Raw genomic sequence first — 26,456 nt, 5'->3', positions numbered from 1 at the left:
GGTGATCGTGCCACAGCCCGCCGCGCCGCGCCGCCCCGTGCGTCGGTTGATCGGCAGTAGCCGGGCGGGCCGGGTTCCGTGTCGCCGGGGTGAGGGGTGATGCTGGTGGGGTGGACACGACCCTGAACGACGTCAGCCGCCCCGGCCGCCTGGCCGAGCCGGACGAGGGCATCAGCGCCGAGGAGCTCGCGCTGGCCGCCCGCAACCACGGCATGCCGCTGGAGGCGCTGCGCTACGACGTGACTCCGGCCGGGCTGCACTACCTGCTGATCCACTACGACATCCCGTACGCCGAGGAGGCGTCCTGGCAGATCAGCGTGGGTGGGCTGGTCGGGCGGCCGGCGACGCTGGATCTGGCGGCGCTGCGGGCGATGCCGGCGCGCACGGTGCGGGTGACCATGGAGTGCGCGGGCAACGGGCGGGCCCGTTTGCTGCCCCGCCCGGTCAGCCAGCCATGGCTGGTGGAGGCGGTCGGCACCGCGGAGTGGACCGGTGTGCCGCTGCGCGACGTGCTGGCGGCGGCCGGGGTGGACCCGTCCGCGGTCGAGGTGGTGTTCACCGGTGCGGATCACGGGGTGGAGCGCGGGATCGAGCAGGACTACCAGCGCAGCCTGCCGGTGGCGGAGGCGCTCGGTGAGGACGTGCTGCTGGCGTACGAGATGAACGGCTCGCCGCTGCTGCCGCAGCACGGTTTCCCGGTGCGGCTGGTGGTGCCCGGCTGGTACGGCATGGCGCACGTGAAGTGGCTGCGCGAGATCACGCTGGTCGACCGGCCGTTCGAGGGTTTCCAGCAGGCCGTGGCATACCGGGTGCGCCGCGACGCCGCCGACCCGGGCGTGCCGGTGACCCGGATCGCGCCGCGGGCGCTGCTGGCCCCGCCCGGCTTCCCCGATTTCATGTCCCGCACCCGGGTGGTGCGTCCGGGACCGGTGTCGGTGCAGGGGCGGGCCTGGTCCGGTCGGGCACCGGTGACCTCGGTGGAGGTCAGCATCGACGGTGGCGAGACCTGGTCGGCGGCCGAACTGGAACCGGAGAACGGTCACCGGTGGGCATGGCGTCGCTTCACGTACGCGTGGGACGCGGTGCCGGGCCGGCATCTGCTGACCGCCCGCGCCGTCGACGCGCTGGGCGGGGTGCAGCCGGTCGAGCAAGCCTGGAACCGCGGCGGCTTCGCCAACAACGCGGTGCAGCAGGTCCCGGTGGCCTGCTTGGACTAGAGGCTCCCGCGCGGGGCGATCCACTCGACGGGTTGCCCCGTGACGGCCGCGATGCGGTCGTAGTCGGCGTCGTAGTGCAGCACGGTCGCCCCGTGCTGCTCGGCCGTGGCGGCGATGATCAGGTCGGGGAGCCGGAAGTGCCGGTGCTGGCTGCTCGCGGCCAGGCTCAGGTGGACCTCCATGGCCCGGTCCATCGCCGCGGTGGTCACGTCGAACCAGCGCTGGCTCAGCATGGCCTCGGCAGGACCCGGTATGCGATCGACGGTTAAGAAGGGCACCTTCTACAACGCATAGCGATGTGAAGGTGCCCTTCCTTTCACGGGTGGCGCGGCCACCAGGTGCGGGGGCCTACGTGGTGGACGAGGGCGGGCACGAGGAGGGTGCGGACGACGAAGGTGTCCAGCAGGACGCCGATGCCGACGAGGATGCCGACCTGCATCATGAAGACGACGGGCATGAGGGAGAGCACCGAGAACGTCGCGGCCAGCACCACGCCGGCGCTGGTGATGACGCTGCCGGTGACGGCCAGCGCGCGGGTGACTCCTTCGGCGTGGCCATGTGTCGCGACCTCCTCGCGGGCCCGGGTCATCAGGAAGATGGTGTAGTCGACCCCCAGCGCGACCAGGAACAGGAAGCCGTGCAGCAGCACGGAGCGGTCGATCGCGGGGAAGCCGATCGCGTGGTAGACCAGCGCGGCCGCGCCCAGCGCCGCGCCGAAGGACAGCAGCACGCTGCCCAGCAGGAGCAGCGGCGCGACCAGCGAGCGCAGCAGCACGATCAGCACGCCCAGCACCACCGCCAGGATCAGCGGGATGAGCAGGCGCAGGTCGGCGTCCATGGTGGTGTTCTCGTCGAGTTCCTGCGCGGTCGCGCCGCCGACCAGGGCTGACGAGTCGACGGCGTGCACGGCGTCGCGCAGCCGCAGCACGGTCTGCTCCGCGCGGTCGCTGGAGGGCGCGTCGGCGAGCACGATGCGCAGCCGGGTCCAGCCGCCCGCGAGCGACGGCTCCGCCGCGCCGACCTCGGCGACGCCGGGCAGGGCGCGCAGCGTGCCGGTGACCCGGTCCGCGGCGGTGGTGTCGAGGTACACCTCCGTGGGGTCGCCGGAACCGGCGGGGAAGTGCGTCGCGAGCACCTCGAAGCCGCGTACCGAGTCGGGTTTGGTCACGAAGGCCTCCGACTGGCGCAGCCCGGTGTCGAGGGTGGTCGCGCCGAGGCTCAGCGCGGCCAGCCCGAGCGCGGTGACGATCCAGATCGGGCGGGCATGCCGGGACACGAATCCGGCGGTGCGCGCCCACAGGCCCGGTCCGCGGGCGGGCTCGGCGGCGTCGCGCACCGCGGGGACCAGCGGCCAGAACACCCGCCGCCCGCACATCACCAGCAGGGCGGGCAGCAGAGTGGTCATCGCCAGCAGCGCCGAGACGATGCCGAGCGCGGCGACCGGGCCCAGCCCGCGGGTGGAGTTCAGGCCCGCGGCGAGCAGGGTGAGCAGCGCCAGGATCACGGTGCCGGCGGACGCGATGATCGCGGGCAGGCTGTGCCGCAGCGCCAGGCGCATCGCCTGCCGGTGGTCGGCGTGGCGGGTCAGCTCCTCGCGGTACCGGGAGATCAGCAGCAGCGCGTAGTCGGTGCCCGCGCCGAACACCAGCACGGTGAGGATGCCCGCGCTGGCCCCGTTGACGACCAGGCCGAGATACTTCGCGCCGAGGTAGACCAGCGCGCTCGCGAGCTGGCTGGCGACGCCGACGGTGAACAGCGGCACCAGCAGCAGCACCGGGCTGCGGTAGGTGAGCAGGAGCAGCAGCGCGACGACGCCGACGGTGACCCCGAGCAGCGTGGTGTCCAGGGAGTCGAATGCGGCGTCGAAGTCGGCCCCGGCCGCCGGTCCGCCGGTCATCCACGCGCCCAGGCCCGCGGGCAGGCCCTCGGCCAGCACCGATCTGGCCTGGTCCAGCACCGGTCCGACGGCCTCCTCGGCGGTCTGCGCCGGGCTGAGCGGCACGGTGACCAGCAGGGCCGCCCCGTCCTGAGACGGGATCGGCGGGGGCACCGGGCCCGCGGCCAGCGCCGCCAGCGCGGTGGCGTCGGCCGCGGCCGCCTCGCGGTCGGCGGTGGTCAGGCCGCCGTCGCGGGCATACACCAGCAGCAGCTGCTCCGGCTCGGCGGCGGGGAACTCGCGGGCGGACAGTTCGAGCGCTCGGGTCGACTCGGCCGAGGCGGGCAGCCAGGAACTGAGGTCGTTGGTCTCCACGTCGCCGGTCTTGGCGAACATGGTGGCGGCGACGGCGATGAGCAGCCAGGCGGTCAGCACGGACCACGCGGTGCGGCGGCCGGCGGGGGCGGTGGCGATCCGCTGCCAGGCGGAGGACATGGGCGGGCCTTCCTGTTCGGGTCACAAGAACCCGGCCAGGCTCCCCGCCCGCCCCCGTCGCGCACATCAGCCCGAGCACGTATCCCCGCCTACGTCCCCGCGCGGCCCGCGGCGCCAGGAGGGTCAGGGGTGGGGGATCGGGAGGCCCGACTGGTAGGCGATGACGACGAGTTGGGCGCGGTCGCGGGCGTGGAGTTTGATCAGGGCGCGGCTGACGTGGGTGCGCACGGTGGCGGGGCTGACCACGAGGCCGGCCGCGATCTCGTCGTTGGACAGTCCGGTCGCCACCCAGCCCACGATCTCCCGCTCCCGCTCGGTGAGCAGATGCAGGCCAGGGTGTACGCGTTTCGGCGGGGCCGCGCCCGGCGTCGCGCCGAACCGCTCGATGACCCGGCGGGTCACCGTGGGCGACAGCAGCGAGTCCCCGGCGGCGACCACCCGCACCGCGCGCAGCAGCTCGGCCGGCTCGGCGTCCTTGGTGAGGAAGCCCGACGCCCCGGCCCGCAGCGCTTCGAAGACGTACTCGTCCAGCTCGAACGTGGTCAACATGATCACGCGGGTCGGCCCGTCGAGGCGGCGCAGCACCTCCAGCCCGTCCATCCGCGGCATGCGGATGTCGAGCAGCAGCACGTCCGGCCGGTGGGCGGCGACGAGGTCCAGCGCGCCGATCCCGTCCTCGGCCTCGCCGACGAGTTCGAGGTCGGGTTCGCAGCTGAGCAGGGTGCGCATGGCCAGCCGCAACAGCGCCTGGTCGTCGGCGAGCGCGACCCGGATCATGCGACCCCGCCCACGACCGGGCGGGTGGTCGGACGCTCGCCGGACGGCGGTTCGGCGTCCGCGGGTCCGGCGGGAGCGGCCACGCCGGACAGCGGTGCAGCGTCTGCGGGTCCTGCGGGAGCGGGCACGATGCGCGACCGGGGGTCGGCGGGCAGCGGGTCCGGGTCGGTGGAGTCGCCGTAGGGGAGGGCGGCGTGCACGCGGAAGCCGCCGCCGGGCAGCGGGCCCGCGTCGAGGACGCCGTGCAGGGCGCGGGCGCGCTCGCGCATGCTGTCCAGCCCGGAGCCGCCGGGCTGCGGGGCGCCGCCGCGGCCGTCGTCGGCGACGGTCAGCGCCACCCCGTGCGGGCCGTACGCCACCTCGACCGTCGCCTGCCGGGCCGCGGCGTGGCGCAGCACGTTGGTGAGCGCCTCCTGCACGATGCGGTATCCGGCCAGGTCGACCGAGTGCCGGACGGGCCGGGTCGGGCCGTGCACGGTCAGCCGGACCGTGAGCCGCTCGGACGTGGTCGCGGCGACCAGTTCGGGCAGCAGGCCCAGCCCGGCCGCGGGGCGGTCGGGGGCGGGGCACGCGCCGGTGAACGCGGACAGGGTGACCCGCAGCTCGTCCAGTGCGGCGGTGCTCGTCTGGCGGATGGCCCGCAGCGACTCCTCGACCTGCGGGGCGGTGTCCGGGCGGCGGCTGAGCACGTGCAGCGCCGCGCCGGCGTTCATGCTGATCACGGCGAGGCTGTGCCCGACGACGTCGTGCACCTCCTGGGCCATGCGCAGCCGCTCCTCGTACGCGTGCCGCCGCCGCTCCTCGACCGCCGACTGCTCCATCGACACCCGCCGCATGCGCACCGCGATGCCGGTGACCAGCGGCGTCGCCAGCCAGAACGTCGTGGTGACCAGGTTGAACAGCAGCCCGTCGGGCTCCTTCTCCACCCATCCGCTCAGCCAGAGGTAGAGCACGATGAGCACCGTCGTCACGGGGACGGACCAGCGCGGGTCCCGCCAGGCCGCCAGCGAGTACACGGCGATCATGACGTAGGCGAAGACCGGTCCGTAGGGGTAGCCGGCGCCGATGAACACGGTGACCACCGCGAACGTGGTCAGGCAGGCAGGCACCGCCCAGCGGCGGCGTACGACCAGGGCGAGGGCGCCGAGGGACAGCAGCGCGAACGCCGCGGCGTCCAGGCGGATCCGATCGGGCTGCTCGCTCTGCGTCGGCCACGAGCAGCCGATCACCAGCACGCCGATGACCAGCGCGAACATGGCGTCGTAGCGCTGGGGGCGGGCGGCCAGGCGATGGAGCAGGTGCACAGGGCGAGGTTACGGAGTCCGCCCGCCCGGGCGCATCCGCGCGGGGGCGTACGTCGGGCTGCGTACGCGCTGATCACGCCCGGGCCTGGGCAAATGGGTCGTTTTGCCGCTGCTCGGCGGTGACGCACCCGACACTGTTCATGGATACGCCGATGGGAGGGATTGTCTGTGGGCACGTGTGAGGTCTGCAAGAACGACTACTGGCTGTCGTTCGAGGTGCACACCGCGGGTGGCGCGGTGCACGTCTTCGACTCGTTCGAGTGTGCGGTGCACATGCTGGCGCCGGTGTGCGAGCACTGCGCCTGCAAGATCATCGGACATGGGGTCGAGGTGTCCGGCCACTTCTACTGCTGCGCGCACTGCGCCCGCTCGGCCGACGCGCGGGAGGGCTTCAAGATCCGGGACGCGGTGGGAGTGCATCCGGGCTGAGCCGGCTCGTGATCGGGGCTCCGTTCCTGCCGAACCAACGTCATGAACGGAGCTTTTCCTATAAAAAGGTGATGAGTCGGGCATGCAGTACCGCCGGGTGGCGGATGTTTCGTTCTGCCGGGTGCCGGATCGTGGATGTCACGGAAGCACCGGCGCCTCTACGGCCGCGTCAGCGGGTCGAGCGGAAGCAGGCGGTGCCCCGCACCCGATCATGACGACGAGCCGGCAGCTGGGAGATGAGCATGTACGTCACCGCGGATCACGCGCTGTGCCTGATCGACCAGGCCGTCGCCATCGGCCACGACGCCGGCTCGCTGCGCTCGGCGATCCGGGAGGCGTTCGCCAGCAACGCGCCCGTCGAGCACATCGCCACCCGTGCCCGCACCTCCATCCATGACGTGCTCGCCGTCGTCAACGAGATGTACGCCGGACGCGCGGACCACTGACGTTCCTCGCACCCATCCCACCCCACCCCGGACACGGTGTGTCCCTCGGCCCGCCCCCGCGGGAACTCAGGGACACCCCACGTTCGGCCCCATGGCGCCGCCTGGGACATGCCTGACGACTAGGCTTGTTCCATGGCGGCGCCTGTGTTCGTGGGCCGCGATCCCGAGGTCGAGCGCCTGCGCGCGCTGGCCCGGGCGGCGGCCGCGGGAACCGGTGCCGCCGTCCTCGTCGAGGGCGAACCCGGCATCGGCAAGACCACCCTGCTCGATACGGCCGCCGCGGAATGCGAGCGGCTGGGCATGCGGGTGCGGCGCGGCGCGGCCGAGGACCTCGAACAGCAGCTGCCCTTCTCCGCCATCGGCGCGTGCCTCGGCCTGCTGGTCGTCACCGACGACCCGGCCCAGGCCCGGGTGGCGCGCCTGTTGCGTGGCGAGGACGCGCTGGCGTTGAGCACGGCGGCGGCCAACCACCAGCTCGCGGTCACCGAGGCGATCCTCGATCTGGTCGACACCTGGTGTGCGGCCGGCCCGATGGCGGTGCTCGTCGACGACGTGCAGTGGGCCGACCCGGCCAGCTTGGTGGTGCTGCACCGGATGGGCCGCGGCATCGAGGAGTACCCGCTGCTGGTCGTCGTCGCCGCCCGGGCCGCCACCCGCGCCGAGGCCGCGGCACTGGTGCGCAGCCTGCAGGCACGCGGCGCGGACCTGGTCGAGCTGGCCGCGCTGCCGGACGCCGCAGTGACCGCCCTGGTCACCGACCGGCTGGGCGCGCCGCCCGGCCCGCGGCTGGCCCGCCTGGTCGCCGGCGCGGGCGGCCACCCGTTCTACCTCACCGAGCTGCTGGCCGCGCTGACGCGTGAGGGCTGGATCCGGGTGGACCACGGCAGCGCCGAGCTGACCGCCGACGCCGCCGAGGCGGGTATGCCGCGCTCGCTGGTCGACATGATCCTGCGTCGGCTGGCCTTCCTGCCTCGCAAGGAGCGCGAGACGCTGCAGCAGGCCGCCGTGCTGGGCCGCGCCATCGACGTGGCGGAGCTGGCGGCGGTGCTGGAGATGCCGGTGATGGCGCTGTCGGAGATCATGTTCGCGGCGCTGGACGCCGGCGTGGTCGTCGACGCCGGGCCGTACCTGGAGTTCCGGCACGCGCTGATCCGCGAGGCGCTCGGCGAGCGTGTCCCCGAGCAGATGCGCACCGCGCTGCACCTGCGGGCCGGGCAGGTGCTGACCTCGTCCGGGGCTTCCGTGGAGCGGGTCGCCGAACACCTGGTCGCCGGGACCGCCCTCGACGCCGCGACGCTGGACTGGATGGTGGCCTCCGCCGACGAGCTGATCACCAAAGCGCCCGGCGCGGCGGTGCGGCTGCTGCGCCGGGCGCTGGCCGAGGTGTCCGAGGAACGTGCCGGCGAGCTGCGTTTCCACCTGGTGCGGGCGCTGATCTGGGAGAGCAGCCTGCGCGAGGCCGAGCAGGAGGCCCGGGAGGCGATCGCCCGCGACCCGGACCCGCACCGGCGCAGCGCGCTCTACTGGCTGCTGATGGACGCGCTGTTCCGGCAGGGCCGGCAGGCCGAGGCGGTGCAGGTCGCGACGGTCGCGCTGGCGGCCGACGACCTGCCCGCGGCCGACGCCGGCCGCTTCCACGGGTTCTGCGCCAAGTGCCGGTTCTTCCTGCGCCAGCACGAGGCCGCCGCGTCCGCCGCCGCGCTGGCGATCGAGCACGGCGCGCGGGCCGGCGACGGGTACGCGGTGGGGCTGGGCAGGCTGGTGCAGGCGGGGCTGCGGTTCATCGAGGGCGACGTCGGGCAGGGCCTGGCCCTGAGCGAGCAGGCCGTCGCCGACATCGGCCAGGGCGTGCTGCCCGACATGCCCGCGGGCCAGAGCGTGCTGCGCGGCTACTGCCTGCTGGAACTGGACCGGCTGGACGAGGCGGAGCAGGTGCTGGCCGACGCGCTGGAGAGCAACCAGCGCTACGGCGGGCCCTACCTGACGCTGATCCACGCGCTCCGGGCGCAGGCGCGCTTCCTCACCGGGGCCTGGGACGACGCGCTCGTCGAGATCGAGGCGGGGCTGGAGTATCCGGATCCGCTGGGCGACGAGCCGTGGCTGCGCGGTCTGGGCAGGCTCATCGCGATCCACCGCGGCGAGCCGGTGCCCGAGGCCACGATCGTGGCGCAGAGCCAGGGCGGCGCGGCCGAGGCGCAGTACGTCTACCTGGACACCTGGGCGCGGGTGCTGCTGGAGGAGCCCGCGCGGGCGGCGCACTGCCTCGACCTGTTCTACCCGTTCTGGGAGCACGCCTCCGCGCTGGAGCACCTGCCGCACCGGGTGATGTACCACATCTGCCCCGACCTGGCCCGGCTGGCGGCCGCGGCGGGCGACCGGGACCGGGCCGCCGCGCTGGTCGCCAAGACGGAGGAGCTGGCCGGCGCGCAGCCCGCGGTGAGCCTGACCGCGACCGCGCTGCTGTGCCGGGGCCTCGCCGAGGGCGACGCGGACCTGCTGCTGGCCGCCGTGGAGTCCTACCGCGCCTGCGGCTGGCGGCTGTACGAGGCGCAGGCCGCCGAGGACGCCGCGGTGGCGCTGGCGGCGCGGGGCGACCTCGACCCGGCGCGGGCCGCGCTGGCCCGGGCGCTGGACCTCTACACCGCGATGGACGCCAGCCGGGACATCTTCCGCGCCGACGCGCGGTTGCGCCGGCTCGGGGTGCGCCGCGGCCGGCAGGGCCCGCGCAAACGCCCCAAGCACGGCTGGGAGGCGCTCACGCAGACCGAGCACCGGGTCGCGGCGCTGGTCGCCGCGGGCATGTCCAATCCCGAGATCGCGGCGCAGCTGTTCCTGTCCCGGCGCACCGTCCAGTCACACGTGTCGAGCATCCTCGCCAAGCTGGGCGTGCATTCCCGCGTGGAGCTGGCGGTCAGTGCCCACCAGCGCGCGGCCTCGGCCTGACCGGGTCAGGACCAGCGCACACGTAGCGGCAGCACCCGGGCGCCGGTCATCATGCGCGGGTCGTAGAGCTGCACGCCGTCGTCGACGGCCAGGTCGGCGCAGCGCCGCAGCAGCACCTCCATGGCGATCCGGCCCTCCAGGCGGGCCAGCGGCGCGCCGATGCAGAAGTGGATGCCGTGGCCGAAGCTCAGGTGCGGGTTCGGCGTACGCGTGATGTCGAAGGTGTCCGGCTCGACGAACTGTGCGGCGTCCCGGTTGGCCGAGGCCACCCACAGCATCAGCACCTTGCCCGCGGGCACCTGGCGGTCGCCGACCGTGGCGGCGGCGGTGGTGAGCCGGGCCAGCCGCGGGAACGGCGAGCGGTAGCGCAGCACCTCCTCCAGCGCGGCCGGGATGCGTAACGGGTCGGCGCGCAGCGCGGCGGCGGCGTCGGGGTTCGCGTCCAGGGACAGCACGGTGTTGGTGAGCAGCGTCGTGGTGGTGATGTGCCCGGCGATCAGCAGCACGCCGAGGAAACCGACGATCTCCTCGTCGGTGAGGCGTTCGCCGTCGACCTCGGCGTCGATCAGGGCGTTGGTGAGGTCGTCGGCGGGGTTTGCGCGCCGGTGCCGGATGTGCGCCAGCAGGTAGTCGATCATGCCGCGCAGCCGGGCGCCGGCCTGCTGCATCGTCTTCTCGTCCGGGATCACGGTGTCCGGCACCTGCGCGTTGAGCAGCTCGTCGGCCCAGCGCCGGAAGGTTTCACGGTCACTGCCGGGCACCCCGATGAGTTCGGCGATCACGGTCACCGGCAACGGGTATGCCAGCGCCTGCACCAGGTCGACGCGCTCGCGCCCGGCCACCTGGTCGAGCAGCTCGTTCGTGATCGTCTCGATGCGCGGGGCCAGCCCGGCGACGACCCGCGGGGTGAACGCCTTGCTCACGATGCGGCGCATCTTGGTGTGCCGGGGCGGGTCCATGCGCACGAAGTTGCCCCGGCTGAACAGCTCGATCTCCTCCTGCGGCGGGACCAGCCCGGTCAGGTCGGAGGAGAAGGTCGCCGGATCGGAGAGCACCTTCTCGATGTCGGCATACCGGAAGATGTGGTACGCGCCGTAGTGCTCGTCCCAGCTGACCGGGTCGCCCTCCCGCATCCGCGCAAACCAGCCCAGCACGTCGTCCAACTGCGCGGGCACCGCGGCGAAGCCTGTGCTCTTGTCGACCGTCACCACAGCCATCACTCCCCGTCGATAACTTTGTCATCTTAGCGGGGGATCAGAGGTGATTTGCCGGAATCGGCGAACCGTGCCAGTTGGTCCTGTCTGATCACGGTTTCCGGTGGCGGCGGACCGGTGCGCCACTCGCCCTGAGCCGTCGCATTCATGACTCGGGGCGCCCCGCTTACCATTTGTCATGATCGATGGATGGCGGCCTGCCGTCAGGGAGATTGTCTGTGCCGGCCGTGCGTTCCAGAACAGAATGATCGTGAGTCGTAAATGGAAGATCCGATGCCAAACACTGTCCGTGTGGCTATTCCTCACCCCTTGTTATATCGGCGGAGTTCATCGTACGATCGGCCGTCTGATGCGGGGGGATCCGCTTACACGGCAACAACTTCTGGCAGGTGAAGGACTCAGCGAGGCTCGTCGGGGACGAGGGGGGCGCATGATTCCGTACAGCCGAAGAGGACGGTCGGTCGCTGCCGCGACCCTGCTCGCCGCTGCCTCTTGTCTGGTGTTCGCCGGGTGCTCGGCCGAGGTGCCGGACACCGCGGCGCTGCCGACGACCGCCGCGGTGCGGCAGTCGCCCGGCCCGGCGCTCAGCGACGACCAGCAGCGCACGGTCGACGCGGCGTGGACGGCCTTCCAGCAGTTGAACGGCATCTACCTCACGGCCGGCCAGACCGGCAAGTACGACTGGACCAAGGACCCCACCCGGCGCCCCCTCTACAAGTACGCGGGCGGCCGCTACATGGCCCAGCTCGAACGCGACCTCGGGCTGCTGTCCGAGCAGGGGCTGGTGCGCACCGGAAAACCCACAGTCACGCTGCGCCGGGTCGTCTCGGTCAGCGCCACCTCGATCGTCGTGGAGGCCTGCGTGGACGACGCCGGCACGGACACCGTCAACAAGAAGACCCGCAAATCCGTCGCCGCGCCCGGGCAGAACAAGCGCTACCCGGTGACCCTGCGCGCCGGGCTCTACCCGGACAACCTCTGGCGCTGGGTGGACTCGCACACCGACCGGGCGTCGTCGTGCTGACCCGGGTCCGCGCGCTGGCCGCGCTCGCCACGACCGCGCTCACGGTAGCGCTGACCCTGGTCGTGACGCAGAGCCCGGCGTATGCCGACTACATCCACTGCCCGCCCAACAACGGCCCCTGCGTCCTCATCGTCACCGGTGGCGGCGGGGGAGGCAGCGGCGGAGGCGGCAGTGGCGGCGGGGGCGGCGACGGCATCGACTGCGAGCACGAGGACTTCGTCGACCCCATCCCCTGCCACGACCTGAGCATGGGCTGGTTCAACCACACCGACACCTGCTACTACAACCGCCTGGAGCTGACGGCCGACGACCCGCTCTGGGGCGGCAACGACCCGGACGACGGCTTCATGTACGCCGTCTGGTGCTGGGGCGGCCTGTCGGCCGGCTGGCAGCAGGGCACCGACGAGTACCTGACCGACCCGCCGCCGGGATACGGGGCGATGCCCTCGCCGATGGCGCTGGCCGTGCGGGCGATCAGGCTCATGCCCATCGCCGGGCCGGACATCCACATGGCGCCGCGTCCGAACGGCGCGGGCCTGGTCGGCCTGCCGGTCTGGATGTGGACCCCGGTGACCGAGAGCACCTGGGGCTCGGTCACCCGGCAGGCGTCCGTGCCGGGGCTGACGGTCACGGCCACCGCCACCGCCATGGTGATCCGCTGGAACATGGGCGACGGCACGACCCCGGTCCCCTGCTCGCAAGTCGTCGCGAGGGGGCCCGACCACTTCGTCGGCACGCCGTACACGGCCGCGGTGGGCAACGCGCCGTCACCGAACTGCGGACACCGCTACACCGCACCCTCCCGTGGCCAGCGGGACGGCACCTACGACATCGAGGGCGTCACGACCTGGCATGTGGTGTGGTCCGGCGGCGGCGAGTCCGGCGTGATCGACATCGAGCGGTCGTCCAACACCGAGGTCCGGATCGACGAGATGCAGGTAGTGAACTCACCGGCCGTCAGCTGACCGGTCGGAGCGTCGAGAAACGAGGCAAGGCCGTATGACCGTCAACACCAGTGCACCGGCGCGGGCGCTGCCCGCGGCGCCGATCCCGGTGCCCCGCACCGCTCCCCGACGGCGGTCGGTGGCACAGGGCGCGCTCGCCGTGCTCCTGATCATCGTCGGTGCGCTGACCGCGGGGTACGTCGCGCAGCGCATCGGCGGCACGCACGACTACCTGGCGATGGCCCGGCCGGTCGGCAAGGGCGCGCAGATCAAGCACGACGACCTCGTCGTGGTCCGGGTCAACCAGGCGGTCGGCCTGCGCCCGATCCCCGCCGCGAACGCCGCGCAGGTGATCGGCAAGCGCGCCGTCATGGCGCTGGTCCCGGGCACACTGCTGACCCTGGACCAGGTCACCGAGACGCCCGTGCCGGCCCCCGGCCACCAGCTGATCGGCATCGCCCTCGGCGAGGACAAGATGCCCTCGGCGTCCCGGCTGGCCGTCGGGGCGCAGGTGCTGCTCGTGGTCGTGCCCGTACGCAGCAACACGGACGGCCCGGACCTGGTCCCGCCGCGCACCATCACCGCCACGATCGTCCAGCTGGCCGCCGGCAGCAGGTCCGGCCAGTGGGTGATCAACGTGGAGGTGGCCACGGTCGACGCGCCCACGGTGGCCGCGCTCGCCGCCGGCGACCGCATCGTGCTCGTCCTCGACGGATCGTGAGCGGCCGCCGATGACTCTGATCGCGATCGTCTCCGCCAAGGGCTCCCCGGGGGCCTCCACCGCCGCGCTGGCGTTCACGCTGACCTGGCCGTCGCCGGTGCTGCTGGCCGAGTGCGACCCGGCCGGCGGCGACCTGCTGGCCGGCTACCTGGCCCGCTACGAGCTGCCCGCCAACCGCGGGGTGCTGCCGCTGGCCTCGGCGGCGCTGCGCGGCACGGCCGAGGCCGAGCTCGCCGGCAACCTCATCGACCTGGACGCGCCGCGCCAGCAGCGGATGGCGCTGCCGGGCCTGACCGAGCCCGCCCAGAGCGCCACCCTGGACCTGGCCTGGACCAGCCTCGGTGAGTTCTTCGCCCGGATGGCGGCGCAGGTGGTGATCGCCGACTGCGGGCGGCTGTCGGTGGCGCACCCGCCGTGGGCGCTGCTGGCGAAGGCCGACCTGGTGCTGCTGGCGCTGCGGCCGCACTCGCTGCGCACGGTGTCGCCGGCGGTGTCGGCGGTGACCGCGATGCGCCGCCAGCTGCCGGCCGGTTTCGTGGAGAACAGCCTCGGCCTGCTACTCATCGGGGGCGGGATCGGGGGGCGGGAGGTCTCCCGGCACCTGGGCGTGCCCGTGGTGGCGTCGCTGCCCTGGGACACCTCGACCGCGGGCGCGCTGTGCGGTGACGGCCGGGGCCGCCGCCGGGCCCCGCTGATGCGCAAGTCCGCCGCGGCGTACGAGAGCATCACCGCGCTGATCGCCGCGCGCCGCATGGACAGCGCGCTGTCCCGGCGCGACACCGAGCCGCTGACGCCGGTGCTGCCGTGACGACCCCGCGCTTCATCCCGATCCCGCCGGAGGCGACGGCCGCGCCCAGGGTCAACGGCCACGCCCGCGTGCCCACCGCGCAGCCTCCCGGCGCGCACGCCGCACCCCCGACGCCGGTGGACTACGCGGTGGTGCGCCAGCTGCAGGGCAGGGTCACCGAGACGCTGACCCGGCTGCTCGCCGACTCGGCCAATGTCACCGCGGCATACCGGCGGGAGACGGCGTCGCGGATCGGCCGCGAGGTGATCGCCGACTACGGGGTGGCGATGGCACACGCCGGCCAGCCGGTGAGCCCCGCCTACGAGCAGGCGCTGCTCGACGCGGTGGTGGCGGGCATGTTCGGGGCCGGCCGGCTGCAGCGGCTGCTGGACGACCCGAAGATCACCAACGTGCACATCATGGGCTGCGACCAGGTGCTGCTGCACCACGCCGACGGCAGCCGCAGCCGGGGGGAGCCGGTCGCCGACACCGACGACGAGCTCATCGGCATGCTGCAGGTGCTGGCGATGCGGGTGGCGGCCACCGAGCGCCAGCTGTCGGAGTCCAATCCCGAGCTGGACATGCAGCTGCCCGACGGCTCCCGGATGACGGTGCTGTACAAGGTGTCGCCGCGGCCGATCGTCTACATCCGCAAGCACAGCCTGTTCACGGCGACGCTGGAGGAGCTGCGCGACCGCTGGGGCATGATCGACCTGCTGCTGTACCGGTTCCTGATCAAGGCGCTGGAGTCCGGCGCCAACATCATGATCGCGGGGCTGGCCGCGTCCGGGAAGACCACCCTGCTGCGGGCGCTGGGCCGCACCATCCCGTCGGGGGAGCCCTACATCACCCTGGAGGAGTCGCGGGAGCTGGGCCTGCACGAGTCCCTGTACCCGTCGGACGAGAACTGGGTGATCAGCCTCGAAGCCCTGCAGGGCCACGGCGAGTACGACAACAACGGCAAGCGCCGTGGCGAGAAGACCCTGCACGACATGATGCCGATCACCCAGCGGCTCGGCGTGCGGCGGGTGATCGTCGGCGAGACCCGCGGCCGCGAGATCGTGCCGATGCTGCGCGCGATGACGGTCAGCCGGGGCGCGATGTGCACCATCCACGCCCGGCAGGCCCGCGAGGTGATGGACTCGATCGTCCAGCTGGCCTGCTCGTACGGCAACGACATCGGCGCGGAGCAGGCGCTGCGCATGGCCGCGCAGGGCATCGACCTGATCGTGTACACCGCGGTGGTCGACGAGCGCGCCATCGGCGGCGGCGAGCACCGCTTCGTCTCGCACGTCATCGAGGTCGGCGGCATGCGCGAGGACCGCGTGGTCACCACGACCGTGTTCGGGCCGGGCCCGGACGGCCGGGCGGTGCCGCGGCACCTGCCGGAGCGCATCCGCGACGACCTGATGGACGTCGGCTACGACCCGCGCGAGCTGGTGCCCTACATCGAGGCCGGCCCGCACAACCGGGGCTCCTGGACCAGGGAGCTGCACATCAAGCGGGTGCGGCAATGATCCAGATTCTCGCGGCGCTGTCCGTGCTCACGGCCGGCACCGGCATCGTGCTGGCGGTGCTGTTCATGATCGGCACACGCCGCCCGCCCGGCCCCGCCTCGCCGACCCGGCTGTGGCTGCGCGGGTTCTGGCGCGGGCCGGGGCGCACCGCCGTCCAGCGCCGTACGCACCAGGGTGTGTTGATCTTCGCGGTGTGCGCGGGGGCGGCGGCCTGGCTGGTCACCGGCTGGCCGGTGGGCGGGATCATCGTCGCGCTGGCGGTGCCGGGGGTGCCGTGGCTGTTCTCCGCGGCCACCGCCGAGAAGAAGGCGTTGACCCGGCTGGCCGCGCTGGAGGCGTGGACCCGGCGGGTCAGCGACTACGTGCGCAACGGCATCGGCCTGCATGCCGCCATCGTGGCCACGGCGCGTACCGCCCCGCCGCTGCTCGCGACCGAGGTGCGCACGCTGGCCGCGCGCCTGCAGGCGGGCACCGACCTGCCCACCGCGCTGCGCGCGTTCGCCGACGAACTCGACGACCCCAGCTGTGACGAGGTGGTGGCCCCGCTCATCCTGCAGTCGGCGGACGGCGGCGAGGGCCTGCACCTGGCCCTGCTGGACATCGCCGGTGGGCTGGGCGAGGAGATCGTGGCCAGGGCCACGGTGGACAGCGAACGCTCGTCGGCCCGGTTCACGGTGCGCTTCCTGACCGGGGTGACCGTGGTCATGGTGCTGTTCGGCGCGCTGAACCCCGGCTACGCCGCGCCGTATCGCACCGGCCTGGGTCAGCTGATCCTCGCCCTGCTGGCGGCCCTGTACGTGGGGCTGATGATGTGGATCCGCGGGCTGTCGCTGCCGGAGCGCCTGCCACGGCTGCTGCGCTCGGAGTCCGGAGCCCCGGCTCCGGCGGAGGTGGTGTCATGATCGGCGGCAACCTGTGGCTGGCGCTGGGCATCACCGGCGGCGCGCTGACCGGGTTCGGGGTGTACCTGCTGATCAGGCAGTTCGTTCCGGCCACGCCCGCGCTCGGACCGGCGCTGCGGCGGCTGCACCCGGGCGTGGACCCGCACTACGCCCCGCCGGCCGACCTTCCCGTCGCCGGCGACTGGCTGTCGAGGTTGCGGTTGCCCATGGCCGACCTGGCGATCCTCGACAAGACGCCGGAGCGGCACGTGACCAGCGTGATGGTGTCGGGCCTGCTCGGCCTGGCGCTGCCGGTGGTGGTGACGGTGGTGCTGGTCGCGACGGGCCGCTCGCTGCCGGTGGTCGTGCCGGTGGCGCTGACCCTGGTGCTGGCGCTGGCCATGAGCGCGCTCGCGCACTACGACATGCTGGCCAAGGCGAAGTCCGCGCGGGCCGAGTTCGTCCGGGCCCTGTGCACCTACGCGACGCTGACCGCGCACCAGGTGCGCTCGGGGCACGGCGCGGTCGAGGCGATGGAGCGCTCGGCGCGCATCTGCGACGGCTGGCCGTACGTGCGGCTGCGGACCGCCCTGCTCAGTGCCCAACTGCAGATGCGCGCGCCCTGGGACGAGCTGAAGGGGCTCGCCACCACCATCGGCGTGGTCGAGCTGACCAGCTTCGCCGACATCATGCGCAGCGCCGGCAACGACGGCGCTCAGGTGTACCAGACGCTGCGCGCCCAGGCGGCATCACTGCGGGACCAGATCCGGGTCCGCGCTCTGGAAACAGCCAAGACACGCACCTCCAAGCTGGACATTCCATCCACGATGATGATCATGATCTTGCTGATCCTGGTCGGATATCCGCTGATGGTGAGTCTGTTCAACCAACGATGAGGAGTAGGAGCGACATGTTCACGACGTTATGCGCGGCGATCGAGGTCCGCTTGCGCACCCTGCTGTCCCCGGCGGTCCGTGACCGTGGCGAGGGCCCGGTGCCGCACATCGTGCTGGTCGCCATCATGGCGCTCGCCGCGGCCGCCATCGCCGCCGCGGTGTGGGAGATCGCCGACGGCTGGATGCAGCAGGTCCCGACGGACGCTCCGGCCGGCCCGGGCGGCGACGGTGGCGACGGAGGCGACTAGTGCGCTGGCACCTGATCCGTGACCGGCTCCGGCGACGGAGCCGGTCACGGGCGTGCCCGGATCGCGGCGGCGGCGCCGTCGAGTTCGCCATCATCGCCGCGCCGCTGCTGCTGGTGTCCATGATGGTCCTGCAGACTGCCCTGGTCTTCTACGCCCGCTCGATCGCGCTCGCCGCGGCGACCCAGGGCGCCAACGCGGGACGCCAGCAGGGCAGCACCGACGCCACGGCGAGGGCCAACGCGAACGACTTCCTGGGCGTGATCGGGCCGGGTCTGCAGAGCCCCGCGGTCACCGTGGACCGCAACGCGACCAACACCGAGGTCACCGTGGTCGTCACCGGGCGGGCGGTCAGCCTGATCCCGTTCCTGAACCCGTTCGAGATCTCGCAGCAGGCGCACGGACCGGTGGAGAGGTGGGTGCCGTGAGAACGGCGATGCGGCGCGGGGACCGCGGCTCGGCCGCCGTCGAGCTGGCCATCCTGGTGCCCTCGGTGCTGCTGTTCTTCGCCGCCGTCATGGTCGCCGGCCGGTACAGCCTGGCCCGCCAGGCCGGCGAGGCGGCCGCCTACGACGCGGCGCGCACCGCCAGCCTGGCCCGCACCGAGGCCACCGCCCGCACCGAGGCGCGCACCGCCGCGCTCAACGCCTACCAGGCCGCGGGCCTGACCTGCGACCCGCTGGACGCGCGGCTCGTCGACCCCACCGGTTTCCAGGAGCCCGTGGGCGTGGCCGCCACGGTCACCGTGCTGGTCGTCTGCGAGGTCCAATTCGAGGACATCTCGATGCCGGGCGTGCCGGGCAGCTTCCGGATCGAGTCGACGTTCACCAGCCCGCTCGACACCTACCGGAGCCGCGGATGACCAGGTGGCGCGGTGACGCGGGCAAGGCGACCGTGTTCGTGGTGATCATGGCGCAGGCCTGGGTCTTCATGTTCGGCCTGGTCGTCGTCGGCGGCGGGCGGCTGCGTGCCTACCAGCGCGCCGACAACGTCGCCGCCGAGGCCGCACGCAGCGCCGGACAGGCCCTAGACCCGGCCCAGGCCATCCAGGGCGACGCCAGGGTCATCGACGGGACGCTGGCGAGCGCGGCCGCGCTGGCCTACCTGGACAGCGTCGGCGCCGAAGGCACGGTCACCGTCGCGCCCGACGGCGCCTCGGTCACCGTACGCGCCACGATCACCTACCAGAACCCCTCCGGCCTGGCCTTCCTCGGCGGGGCGACCTGGACCGCCACCGGCGAAGCCACCGCGACACTCCTCATCGGATAGATCTGCTCGCCGGTCGAGCAGCCACACGAAAGGGCGCAATCATGGCACCAGTCCGGCGTAACCGGCCCCACTGGACGCTGCGCCTGCTCGCCGGCCTGGCAGCGCTGTCCGGGATCGTGGCGATCGCCGCGGGCGTGCCCGTGCTGCTGGTGGAGCTCGCGGGCAACCCGCTGCCCCGGCACGTGCCCTCGCTCGACGAGATCACCGCCCTGCTGACCACCGCCGACAACGGCGACCTGTTCCTGCGCGTGCTCACGCTGGCCGGCTGGATCGCCTGGGCCACCTTCACACTCGGCATCCTGGTGGAACTCGGGGCGCGGATCACCGGCCGCCGCGCGACCCGGCTGCCCGGCCTCGGCCTGCAGCAGCGGGTCGCGGCAGTGCTGGTGGGCGCGCTCATCGCGGTGTTCGCCGGCGCGAGCGTGGCGACCGCGGCGCTGCCCGCCCTGCCCGTGCCCAGCGCCGCCCGCGTGACGGCCTCCGTCGCGGCGGCGCCGTACGCCGGGAGGCCCATGGCCGCGCAGGCGCTGCCCCGTGCCGCACCCGCCCTGGCGTACGCCGCACCGGCCCCGGTCCAGGCCGCACCGGTCGCCGCCGCCGCGCCCGCGGCCGCGTCGATGGTGCAGCACCAGGCCCCACCGCCGCGCCAGCGCGTCGAGCGCCCGGTGTACGTCGTCAAGAAGGGCGACTACCTCGGCTGTATCGCGCAGCGCTTCACCGGCGACTTCGACCGCTACCAGCAGCTCGCGGCACTGAACCCGCAGCTGATCCGCAACCCGAACCACATCGAGCCGGGCTGGCGGATCGTGCTGCCCGCCGATGCGCACGACCGCGGCGCGATCCGCCACGCGACCGGCCGCCTGCTGCTGCCCGCCGTCGAGACGCCCGCCCCGCAGCAGCCCGCCACCCCGCCACCGCCCGCCACCCCGGCCCCGGTCACGCCGTCAACTCCGGCAAGCCCGCCCCCGGCGTCACCCGCGCCGTCGACCGCCGCGACACCTGCCGCGACGCCGTCGGCCGCGGCCCCGTCCACGTCCGCGGTGCCCGCCCCGGCCACCCGGCCGCACGCCCCGCTGGACGAGACCGACCCCGGCACCGGCCGCACCAGGGTGCTCGCCGCCGGCGCCGGGCTGGCGCTGGCCGGGGTGCTCGCCGGGCACGTCGTGGTGCGCCGCCGGATCCGCCGCCTGCACCGGATGCGGGTCGGCCGCCGCCGCGGCGTCGGCGGCGTGCGCAGCCCGCTGGGCTACCGGGCGCGCGAGATGCCGCCGCGGCACCTCGCCACCGCGCGCCTCGACGCCGGGCTGCGCCAGCTCACCGCCGGGCTGCGCGGCCGCGCACCGTGGGAGATGCCGGACATCGCCGCGGCCTGGGAACACGGCGGCGACCTCGCCATCATCCTCGCCGCCCCGTGCGCGGACGCGCCGGAGCCGTTCGACGTGCAGTGGCCCAACACGTGGTCGCTGTCGGCGTCGTCCTGGTTGCCCGACCGCGTCGACACGCCGTCGCTGCTGCCCGGCCTGCTGAAGATCGGCTCCTGGCCGCAGGGCGGCGAACTGTTCGTCGACGGCGAGCGCACCGGCCTGCTGACGCTGCTCGGCGACCCGCAGCGCTGCGACGACCTGCTGCGCTACCTGGTCGCCGAGGCCGCCACGGCGACCTGGGCCGACGGCGCGGCGGTCACCGTCGCCGGGCTGAGCAGCTCCGACATGCGCGCGCTCGGCGCGCTCAGCGACCGGGTGCGCACCAGCTCGTCGGTCAGCGACGCCATCGCGCGCATCGGCCGCCGGGCCGCGGCCAACGCCGCCGTGCTGCACGACTCGCAGACCGCGGACATGCCCACCGCCCGCGTCAACAACGTCACCGGCGACGCCTGGGGCATCCAGCTGCTGTTCGTCGCCGACCCGTGGGGCGAGCACACCGAGCAGCTCCGCGACCTGGACGCGCTGCTGGCCGACCTGGGCCGGGTCGGCGTCGCCGTCATCGCCACACACCCCACCGGCACCCGCTGGTCGGCGAGCATCTCCGCCGACGGCGGCGTGCACATGTCCTGGCTCGCCGTCACCGACATCACCGCCTGCGAGCTGACCAGCGCCCGGCTGGCCGCGCACGTGGCCGGGCTGGCCCAGGTGGCCAGGGTGCCGGTGCAGGCGACGAGCGGGCCGCGCCACCGCCTGCGCTGACACCGTGGCGACCTGTCAGCCGAGGTCGCTACGGTGTCGGCCATGCCGAAGATTCTGGTCGAACGCGCCATGGAACTCATGTGCGCCAACTACGTGTTCCCCGAGCGCGCCGTCCCGGCCGCCGCCGACGTGCGCCGCCGCCTGACCGAGGGGGAGTACGACGGCATGGACGAGGCGGCGCTCGCCGACGCCCTCACCCTGACGCTGGCCGAGCACTGCGCCGACAAGCATCTGCGCGTACGCGCCCGCGACGCCCGCCTGCACGCCACCGTCGACCCCGCCGAGGCCGACGCGGTCTACCGGGAGCACCTGCGGGTCACCAACCACGGCATCGCCCGGGTGGAACGCCTCGACGGCAACGTGGGCTGCCTCGATCTGCGCGGCGTCACCGCGGCGGGACTCGGTGGCCGTGCGATCGCGGCGGCGATGGAGCTGGTCTCGCAGACCGACGCGCTGATCATCGACCTGCGCCGCAACCGCGGCGGCTCACCCGACGGCGCGATCTTCTGGACCAGCTACTTCTTCCCCGACGGCGAGACCCACCTCAACAGCATCGAATCCGGCGCGGGCAGCTCGCTCCGCCAGTACTGGAGCATCGCCTACCTGCCCGGCGAGCGCTACCTCGACCGTCCCGTGTACGTGCTGACCAGCGGGTTCACCTTCTCCGCGGGCGAGGAGCTCTCGTACAACCTGCAGACGCAGGGCCGGGCCACCCTGATCGGCGAGACCACCCGCGGCGGCGCACACCCCACCGACCGCTTCCCGATCACCCCCACCCTGGAGATCACCGTCCCGGTGGCCCGCTCCATCAACCCGGTGACCGGCACCAACTGGGAGGGCACCGGCGTCGTGCCGGACATCGCCGTTCCGGCGGAGCAGGCGCACACGGCGGCATACCGGCTGGCGCTGGAGCACGTGCTGACCACCTCGACCTCCCCGGCGGTACGCGACGAGGCCCGCGAGGCCATGGCCGGGCTGAGCTGAACATGAAGCTCTGGGAACTGGTCTCGGTCTGCCGCTCGGAACCGTACATCGTCGACCGTCTCGGTGACCGCGCCGAGTGGGCCGTCCACCTGGACTGGGCTCGACGGGCGGCTGAGCTGACGCGCGACCAGCTCGATCAGGAGCTTCCGGACGAGGCATGTGCGCATGTGCTGGAAGCCAGCAGCCTCGTCCTGTGGCTCAGTGACGGATACCTCCGGCTCAGGGACTCGGGAACCGGAGGGGTCTCGCTGCCGGCGGCGGAGGTGTTCCGCCGGTACGGCGGCAGGATCCTCGAAGACGTCTGTGAATACGGGTTGGTGCAGATCCCGTAGTGGAATGGACCGCGTCGGCTGCCGCCGCGTAGCCTGGCCCAGGTCGGGGGAGGGTTGCCTGTGCGGGCAGACGTGATCACCACATTGCGGGCGGCGGGCTGCGTGTTCGCCGAGGACGAGGCCGATCTGCTGATCTCGGCGGCGGCCGGTCCGGACGAGCTGGACGAGATGGTCGCGCGCCGGGTCGCCGGGCTGCCGCTGGAGCACATCCTCGGGTTCGCCGAGTTCTGCGGGCGGCGCATCGCCGTCGACCCTGGTGTGTTCGTGCCGCGTCGGCGTACCGAGCTGCTGGTCGAGGAGGCCGCGAAGCTGCTGCGGCCGGGGGCCGTGGTGCTGGACCTGTGCTGCGGGTCCGGTGCGGCCGCGACCGTGCTGGCCGGGTACGGCGACTACGAGGTGCACGCCGCCGACATCGAGCCCGCCGCCGTGGCCTGCGCACGGCGCAACCTGGAACCGCTCGGCGGCCACGTCTACGAGGGCGACCTCTACGAGCCCCTGCCGGAATCCCTACGTGGCCGGGTCGACGTGCTCGTGGTGAACGTGCCGTACGTGCCGACCGATGCGATCGCGCTGATGCCGCCGGAGGCACGCCTCTTTGAGCCTGCGGTCGCCCTGGACGGTGGCCCCGACGGGCTGGACATCGCCCGGCGGATGCTGGCAGGCGCGGGGGACTGGCTTGCCCCGTACGGCCACCTGCTGCTGGAGACCAGCGACGAACAGCTCGCCAGGACCGGCGAACTGTTCGTCGTCGCCGGACTGAGCCCCCGCGTCGCCCGTTGCGACGACCGCGGCGCGGTCGCGGTCGTCGGTCGGCGCGACTGAGAGCGCGGCAACGCGGGTAGGCCTCACATTGTTCCGTGGTCGCTCATCAGTTGCGGCGTGCGACGTACGTTCCTTTGCCGGGTACGCCGACGACAAGCCCGGCCTCGCGCAATGTGCGGACGACCCTGGACGCGGTGGCTACCGAGGTCGAGTAGATCGACGCCAACTCCTGGTACGAGGGCAGCTGGTCGTCGACCTGGTAGCCCTGCTCGTTGCGGGCGATCCGGTCGGTGAGGTCCGCCGTGATCTGGGCGGCAGTCATCGGAATAGGCATAGCCCCATCACTGAACCATGATCAGGTGTCGCTCTACCAGGTAGTGTTGATATCGCTGATATAGCTGATATAGCCTGCGAATGGCAGGCGGCCCCCGCACCGGTCGCCCGTCAGTGCCCTCGCCGTACGAGAGACCGCCTCCGTGCGGCGAGGTGCGCAACTTCGGCAGTCCAGGAGGAGACGATGACGCCGCAAGAAGCGTTCGACAAGGTGTACGACACGATCACCGAAGCGGCACCCAACGTCGTAGGGCCACTTGAAGAGATCCTTCTCCTGATGGCGAGGCTCTCTGACCTCCTGGTCGAAGCCGCGCACCGCGACTGACGCCAGGAAACAACCCGATCATCAGCGATGACGGGGGGCTTCCTGCCATTCCCACCGAACTGTCCTGTCGCCGTGTCACGGAATAGCTCGACCCTTCGCGGGTGCGCGTGTCGTGCAATCCGACCGGGCTGGCGCGGGGTGTTGCGCGGGCGGAGTAGCGTGGCCGCGTGCCGATCGCCGCCGCTTCCAGCTGGGCTTTGACCCTGTGGGTGGCCGTGCTGTGCACCGGGGCCGCGGCGGATCAGCCCAGCTTGGGCGCGATGCTCGCCGGTGCGGCGGCCCTGCTGCTCGTCACCGCCCTGGCCGCGGCCGCAGCGCACGGCCTGGCTTGTCGCCCTGCCGGCCGGGCCGCGATCGACCTCGCGCTGCGCGAGCTGTCCCGGCACACGGGCGTAATGCGCCAGCGCGACCCTGACGCGGCGGGCCGTCCCCGCCCCCGAGCACCGGGATTCACCCCTCTGGCCTGCTGATCCGGCATCCGCCGGTCGCGGCCGCACGGTCCTCGTCCATGCCCGCCGGCCCATGCCCGGCCGGGCGACCGTACCCGCAGAGGGGTTCTTCTTCCATGTTCGATTCGCTGTTCCACGCCGCCCACACCGCCGTCATCCACCTGTCCACGGTGCTCGCGCCCGTCGGCGGCACGGCCGCGGCCGTCGTCGCCGTGACGATGCTGGTCCGCCTGCTGGTGCACCCGCTGACCCGGGCCGCCGTACGCGGGGAGCGGGCGCGTGCCGCGCTCGCGCCGCAGCTGGCCGCCCTGCGCAAGAAGCACGGCAAGGACACCGCCGCCCTCGCCCAGGCCATGACCGACCTGCACCGCGAGGCGGGCGTGTCGCCGCTGGCCGGGTTCGCGCCGATGCTGCTCCAGGCGCCGGTCTTCATCGTGCTCTACCAGCTGTTCGCCAGCGCCACCGTGGCCGGTCAGGCCAACGTGCTGCTCGACAGCACGCTGTTCGGGGTGCCGCTGAGCGCGCACCTTCTCGCCCCGGCGGCCGCGTGGCTGCCGCATCTGGCCGTGTTCGGCGGCGTGGTGGCGGTGCTGACGGCGCTGGCGTGGGTCTCGTCACAGCGGGCCGTGCGGCTGGCGGCGCTGCAGGAGACGCCGCCGACGGGTCTGCTGGCGGCGCTGCCGCGACTGCTGCCGTACGCCATCTTGGTCAGTGCCGTGGTGTTGCCGCTGGCAGCGGTGCTCTACCTGGCGACCTCGACCGCGTGGACGGTCGCCGAGAACGCGCTGCTGCGGCGCGGCTACCCGGCTCGTGCCGCAACGGTGCTGCCGACCTCGGGTGGTGCGGTGGCCTGACTTCGGTCGGACAGCCGATCGCGGTCATCGCGGGGCGTGGGTAGCGTCCTGGCGTGACCAAGCATCGGCTCAACGAGGACGACGCGACCACGATCATGCCCAGGTTGAGCCTGCCGGCGACCGTCGAGGAGCTCGCGGCGCAGGAGCGCGAGCCCGAGGCGAGGCGGTCCCGGCGGCCGGTCGTGATCGTCGCCGCGGTCACGACCGTGCTCACCACCGCGGCGACGGGCTGGGCGCTGGCCCAACCCGCGGACCAGCCGCTGTCGCCGCCGGCTGCGCTGGCCACCGCGGGATCGCGCGGGTTCGTCGACGGTTTCGGTGAGGTCAGCGCGTCGGCGGAGGCGCCGTCGCGGTCGTGGCCGCGCAGCCCTGCGGCACGGCCCTCGGCGCAGCCGTCGGCGCGGCCGTCGGCAACCGGGTCGCCGTCGGCCGCGCCGGCGTCGCCGGGCCAGCCGCTGGCCGCGTCGGAGCTGGTCGCCGACAGCCAGCGGTCGCTGCGGGCGGCCGAGCGGCCCGACCGGTTCGTGCGGCAGAGCGGCGGCCTCGCCTCGCTGGTCAGTGTCACGCCGGCCAGCCCCGGCGGGGTGCGGCAGGCGGTCACGTTCACGGTGGCGAAAGGGCTGGCCGACGTGAACTGCTTCTCGTTCGTGGGCGTCGACGGCAGCTACCTGCGCCACCGCGACTCGCGCATCCGTCACGAGAAGAACGACGGGTCCGCGCTGTTCCGGGCCGATGCGACGTTCTGCGTCCGGCCGGGTGCCAAGCCCGACACGGTCTACCTGGAATCCCACAACTACCGCGGCTACTACATCCACCTGCGCGGCGACGAGCTGTGGATCGACCGGTGGCGCGGGTGGGACGACCGCTTCGGGCGCGAGTGCGCCTTCACGGTCACCGCGCCCTGGGGCTGACCTGCAATTTGCATGTTCCGCGGCCATCCGTAGGTATTCACGGTTACTTGCGTATGGCTACGTAGCGCTCTACGGATTGTCGCCACAGGGCCGCTCGGCGATCGTTGAGGACATGGGTGGACCACCTGGGAACCGCCGAGCGACTCCCCAGCGGCACGTGACTTCGTCTCCGTGCCGCTGGGTGGATTCGCACCCCCGTCGGGGGTTCCCGAACGGTTTGGGGTGACGACCGGTCACCGCCGGTCGGAACCAGTGCGCTCGCTGAGCGGTGTGGCAGGGAGATGCGTCGTCATCCAGAGCTGACGGCGTACGACCCTGAGGTGGGGGAGCGGCCGATC

The 26,456-nt window shown here is 73.0% G+C and carries 29 protein-coding genes; 23 read left to right on the top strand and 6 right to left on the bottom strand.

What is annotated here, in order from left to right:
- The first annotated feature begins 110 nt into the window (after nt 1-110).
- Complete coding sequence (locus tag F9C41_RS13835) at nt 111-1,217, top strand: sulfite oxidase (protein WP_155387187.1); 1,107 nt, start codon at nt 111-113, stop codon at nt 1,215-1,217.
- Here the strand turns inward: F9C41_RS13835 and F9C41_RS13830 are convergent.
- The 4 genes from F9C41_RS13830 to F9C41_RS13815 form a co-directional block, all read right to left on the bottom strand.
- Entirely contained in the window at nt 1,214-1,450 is a 237-nt protein-coding gene (locus F9C41_RS13830; protein WP_330164762.1) for a PIN domain-containing protein, read from the bottom strand. The genes F9C41_RS13835 and F9C41_RS13830 overlap by 4 nt on opposite strands.
- Before the next feature lie 83 nt (nt 1,451-1,533).
- Nucleotides 1,534-3,588, bottom strand: a complete 2,055-nt coding sequence (locus tag F9C41_RS13825) for an MMPL family transporter (protein ID WP_155387185.1) — start codon at nt 3,586-3,588, stop codon at nt 1,534-1,536.
- A gap of 123 nt (nt 3,589-3,711) precedes the next feature.
- Entirely contained in the window at nt 3,712-4,365 is a 654-nt protein-coding gene (locus tag F9C41_RS13820; protein WP_155387184.1) for a response regulator, read from the bottom strand.
- Nucleotides 4,362-5,669 carry a sensor histidine kinase gene (locus tag F9C41_RS13815; protein ID WP_155387183.1) on the bottom strand — a complete coding sequence of 436 codons (1,308 nt, stop codon included), beginning with the start codon at nt 5,667-5,669 and terminating at the stop codon, nt 4,362-4,364. Before F9C41_RS13815 ends, F9C41_RS13820 begins: the two co-directional genes overlap by 4 nt.
- A gap of 168 nt (nt 5,670-5,837) precedes the next feature.
- Here F9C41_RS13815 and F9C41_RS13810 point away from each other — a divergent pair, with 168 nt between their 5' ends.
- The 3 genes from F9C41_RS13810 to F9C41_RS13800 all read left to right on the top strand — a co-directional run bounded on the left by F9C41_RS13810 (nt 5,838) and on the right by F9C41_RS13800 (nt 9,487).
- A complete protein-coding gene (locus F9C41_RS13810) occupies nt 5,838-6,098 on the top strand; it encodes a Prokaryotic metallothionein (RefSeq protein WP_120318848.1) in 261 nt (86 codons plus the stop codon).
- A gap of 242 nt (nt 6,099-6,340) precedes the next feature.
- The gene (locus F9C41_RS13805; RefSeq protein ID WP_155387182.1) at nt 6,341-6,544 is read left to right on the top strand and encodes a hypothetical protein; all 204 of its coding nucleotides are present in this window, start codon (nt 6,341-6,343) and stop codon (nt 6,542-6,544) included.
- Between the two features lie 132 nt (nt 6,545-6,676).
- Complete coding sequence (locus tag F9C41_RS13800) at nt 6,677-9,487, top strand: helix-turn-helix transcriptional regulator (protein ID WP_155387181.1); 2,811 nt, start codon at nt 6,677-6,679, stop codon at nt 9,485-9,487.
- Nucleotides 9,488-9,492: 5 nt separating this feature from the next.
- On the opposite strand, the gene F9C41_RS13795 is transcribed toward F9C41_RS13800, so the two are convergent.
- Nucleotides 9,493-10,704 carry a cytochrome P450 gene (locus F9C41_RS13795; RefSeq protein ID WP_155387180.1) on the bottom strand — a complete coding sequence of 404 codons (1,212 nt, stop codon included), beginning with the start codon at nt 10,702-10,704 and terminating at the stop codon, nt 9,493-9,495.
- A gap of 427 nt (nt 10,705-11,131) precedes the next feature.
- Between F9C41_RS13795 and F9C41_RS13790 the strand changes: the two genes are divergently transcribed.
- The 15 genes from F9C41_RS13790 to F9C41_RS13720 are packed head-to-tail and all read left to right on the top strand — an operon-like array spanning nt 11,132 to nt 23,306.
- A complete protein-coding gene (locus tag F9C41_RS13790) occupies nt 11,132-11,725 on the top strand; it encodes a hypothetical protein (RefSeq protein WP_155387179.1) in 594 nt (197 codons plus the stop codon).
- Nucleotides 11,719-12,690, top strand: coding sequence for a hypothetical protein (locus F9C41_RS13785; protein WP_155387178.1), 972 nt, complete (start codon nt 11,719-11,721; stop codon nt 12,688-12,690). Before F9C41_RS13790 ends, F9C41_RS13785 begins: the two co-directional genes overlap by 7 nt.
- A 34-nt stretch (nt 12,691-12,724) precedes the next feature.
- Nucleotides 12,725-13,390, top strand: coding sequence for an SAF domain-containing protein (locus F9C41_RS13780; RefSeq protein WP_155387177.1), 666 nt, complete (start codon nt 12,725-12,727; stop codon nt 13,388-13,390).
- 10 nt (nt 13,391-13,400) lie between these two features.
- A complete protein-coding gene (locus F9C41_RS13775) occupies nt 13,401-14,198 on the top strand; it encodes a ParA family protein (protein WP_155387176.1) in 798 nt (265 codons plus the stop codon).
- Nucleotides 14,195-15,694, top strand: a complete 1,500-nt coding sequence (locus tag F9C41_RS13770) for a CpaF family protein (protein ID WP_230689574.1) — start codon at nt 14,195-14,197, stop codon at nt 15,692-15,694. Before F9C41_RS13775 ends, F9C41_RS13770 begins: the two co-directional genes overlap by 4 nt.
- Nucleotides 15,691-16,596, top strand: coding sequence for a type II secretion system F family protein (locus F9C41_RS13765; RefSeq protein WP_155387175.1), 906 nt, complete (start codon nt 15,691-15,693; stop codon nt 16,594-16,596). The genes F9C41_RS13770 and F9C41_RS13765 overlap by 4 nt, the downstream gene beginning before the upstream one ends.
- Nucleotides 16,593-17,471 (top strand): type II secretion system F family protein, encoded by an 879-nt coding sequence (locus F9C41_RS13760; RefSeq protein ID WP_155387174.1) that lies wholly within the window; start codon nt 16,593-16,595, stop codon nt 17,469-17,471. Before F9C41_RS13765 ends, F9C41_RS13760 begins: the two co-directional genes overlap by 4 nt.
- Before the next feature lie 14 nt (nt 17,472-17,485).
- Complete coding sequence (locus F9C41_RS13755) at nt 17,486-17,719, top strand: hypothetical protein (protein ID WP_155387173.1); 234 nt, start codon at nt 17,486-17,488, stop codon at nt 17,717-17,719.
- On the top strand, nt 17,719-18,144 hold the full coding sequence (locus F9C41_RS13750) for a TadE/TadG family type IV pilus assembly protein (RefSeq protein WP_196279756.1): 426 nt from the start codon (nt 17,719-17,721) through the stop codon (nt 18,142-18,144). Before F9C41_RS13755 ends, F9C41_RS13750 begins: the two co-directional genes overlap by 1 nt.
- Nucleotides 18,141-18,578, top strand: coding sequence for a TadE family protein (locus tag F9C41_RS13745; protein WP_155387171.1), 438 nt, complete (start codon nt 18,141-18,143; stop codon nt 18,576-18,578). The genes F9C41_RS13750 and F9C41_RS13745 overlap by 4 nt, the downstream gene beginning before the upstream one ends.
- Nucleotides 18,575-18,985 carry a hypothetical protein gene (locus F9C41_RS13740; protein WP_155387170.1) on the top strand — a complete coding sequence of 137 codons (411 nt, stop codon included), beginning with the start codon at nt 18,575-18,577 and terminating at the stop codon, nt 18,983-18,985. The genes F9C41_RS13745 and F9C41_RS13740 overlap by 4 nt, the downstream gene beginning before the upstream one ends.
- Before the next feature lie 41 nt (nt 18,986-19,026).
- Nucleotides 19,027-21,168, top strand: coding sequence for a LysM peptidoglycan-binding domain-containing protein (locus F9C41_RS13735; protein WP_155387169.1), 2,142 nt, complete (start codon nt 19,027-19,029; stop codon nt 21,166-21,168).
- A gap of 33 nt (nt 21,169-21,201) precedes the next feature.
- A complete protein-coding gene (locus F9C41_RS13730; RefSeq protein WP_269058914.1) occupies nt 21,202-22,152 on the top strand; it encodes a S41 family peptidase in 951 nt (316 codons plus the stop codon).
- Between the two features lie 2 nt (nt 22,153-22,154).
- Nucleotides 22,155-22,484, top strand: coding sequence for an SET domain-containing protein (locus F9C41_RS13725; protein ID WP_155387167.1), 330 nt, complete (start codon nt 22,155-22,157; stop codon nt 22,482-22,484).
- A gap of 54 nt (nt 22,485-22,538) precedes the next feature.
- A complete protein-coding gene (locus tag F9C41_RS13720; protein WP_407924698.1) occupies nt 22,539-23,306 on the top strand; it encodes a putative protein N(5)-glutamine methyltransferase in 768 nt (255 codons plus the stop codon).
- Between the two features lie 46 nt (nt 23,307-23,352).
- On the opposite strand, the gene F9C41_RS13715 is transcribed toward F9C41_RS13720, so the two are convergent.
- Nucleotides 23,353-23,568, bottom strand: coding sequence for a GntR family transcriptional regulator (locus F9C41_RS13715; protein WP_230689573.1), 216 nt, complete (start codon nt 23,566-23,568; stop codon nt 23,353-23,355).
- Nucleotides 23,569-23,763: 195 nt separating this feature from the next.
- On the opposite strand from F9C41_RS13715, the gene F9C41_RS13710 reads away from it, so the two are divergent.
- The 4 genes from F9C41_RS13710 (at nt 23,764) to F9C41_RS13695 (ending at nt 26,118) form a co-directional block, all read left to right on the top strand.
- Nucleotides 23,764-23,904, top strand: coding sequence for a hypothetical protein (locus F9C41_RS13710; protein WP_155387164.1), 141 nt, complete (start codon nt 23,764-23,766; stop codon nt 23,902-23,904).
- Between the two features lie 167 nt (nt 23,905-24,071).
- Nucleotides 24,072-24,374: a DUF6412 domain-containing protein gene (locus F9C41_RS13705; protein WP_230689572.1), complete on the top strand. Its 303-nt coding sequence runs from the start codon at nt 24,072-24,074 to the stop codon at nt 24,372-24,374.
- 95 nt (nt 24,375-24,469) lie between these two features.
- Nucleotides 24,470-25,207, top strand: a complete 738-nt coding sequence (gene yidC, locus F9C41_RS13700) for a membrane protein insertase YidC (protein ID WP_155387163.1) — start codon at nt 24,470-24,472, stop codon at nt 25,205-25,207.
- 53 nt (nt 25,208-25,260) lie between these two features.
- On the top strand, nt 25,261-26,118 hold the full coding sequence (locus tag F9C41_RS13695) for an AbfB domain-containing protein (RefSeq protein WP_230689571.1): 858 nt from the start codon (nt 25,261-25,263) through the stop codon (nt 26,116-26,118).
- The last annotated feature ends 338 nt before the right edge of the window (nt 26,119-26,456 follow it).

The organism is Catellatospora paridis (assembly GCF_009720365.1).
In the GTDB taxonomy this organism is placed as follows: Bacteria; Actinomycetota; Actinomycetes; order Mycobacteriales; family Micromonosporaceae; genus Catellatospora; species Catellatospora paridis.
The sequence above is the reverse complement of the archived record's forward strand: the minus strand, read 5'-3'. Positions and strand labels throughout refer to the sequence as shown.

Coding starts and splice junctions, on each gene's coding strand:
- F9C41_RS13780 (WP_155387177.1), top strand. CDS start 12,725: ATGACCGTCAACACCAGTGCACCGGCGCGGGCGCTGCCCGCGGCGCCG.
- F9C41_RS13820 (WP_155387184.1), bottom strand. CDS start 4,365: ATGATCCGGGTCGCGCTCGCCGACGACCAGGCGCTGTTGCGGCTGGCC.
- F9C41_RS13805 (WP_155387182.1), top strand. CDS start 6,341: ATGTACGTCACCGCGGATCACGCGCTGTGCCTGATCGACCAGGCCGTC.
- F9C41_RS13725 (WP_155387167.1), top strand. CDS start 22,155: ATGAAGCTCTGGGAACTGGTCTCGGTCTGCCGCTCGGAACCGTACATC.
- F9C41_RS13740 (WP_155387170.1), top strand. CDS start 18,575: ATGACCAGGTGGCGCGGTGACGCGGGCAAGGCGACCGTGTTCGTGGTG.
- F9C41_RS13760 (WP_155387174.1), top strand. CDS start 16,593: ATGATCGGCGGCAACCTGTGGCTGGCGCTGGGCATCACCGGCGGCGCG.
- F9C41_RS13830 (WP_330164762.1), bottom strand. CDS start 1,450: ATGCTGAGCCAGCGCTGGTTCGACGTGACCACCGCGGCGATGGACCGG.
- F9C41_RS13795 (WP_155387180.1), bottom strand. CDS start 10,704: ATGGCTGTGGTGACGGTCGACAAGAGCACAGGCTTCGCCGCGGTGCCC.
- F9C41_RS13710 (WP_155387164.1), top strand. CDS start 23,764: ATGACGCCGCAAGAAGCGTTCGACAAGGTGTACGACACGATCACCGAA.
- yidC (WP_155387163.1), top strand. CDS start 24,470: ATGTTCGATTCGCTGTTCCACGCCGCCCACACCGCCGTCATCCACCTG.
- F9C41_RS13790 (WP_155387179.1), top strand. CDS start 11,132: ATGATTCCGTACAGCCGAAGAGGACGGTCGGTCGCTGCCGCGACCCTG.
- F9C41_RS13755 (WP_155387173.1), top strand. CDS start 17,486: ATGTTCACGACGTTATGCGCGGCGATCGAGGTCCGCTTGCGCACCCTG.
- F9C41_RS13800 (WP_155387181.1), top strand. CDS start 6,677: ATGGCGGCGCCTGTGTTCGTGGGCCGCGATCCCGAGGTCGAGCGCCTG.
- F9C41_RS13825 (WP_155387185.1), bottom strand. CDS start 3,588: ATGTCCTCCGCCTGGCAGCGGATCGCCACCGCCCCCGCCGGCCGCCGC.
- F9C41_RS13775 (WP_155387176.1), top strand. CDS start 13,401: ATGACTCTGATCGCGATCGTCTCCGCCAAGGGCTCCCCGGGGGCCTCC.
- F9C41_RS13735 (WP_155387169.1), top strand. CDS start 19,027: ATGGCACCAGTCCGGCGTAACCGGCCCCACTGGACGCTGCGCCTGCTC.
- F9C41_RS13765 (WP_155387175.1), top strand. CDS start 15,691: ATGATCCAGATTCTCGCGGCGCTGTCCGTGCTCACGGCCGGCACCGGC.
- F9C41_RS13715 (WP_230689573.1), bottom strand. CDS start 23,568: ATGACTGCCGCCCAGATCACGGCGGACCTCACCGACCGGATCGCCCGC.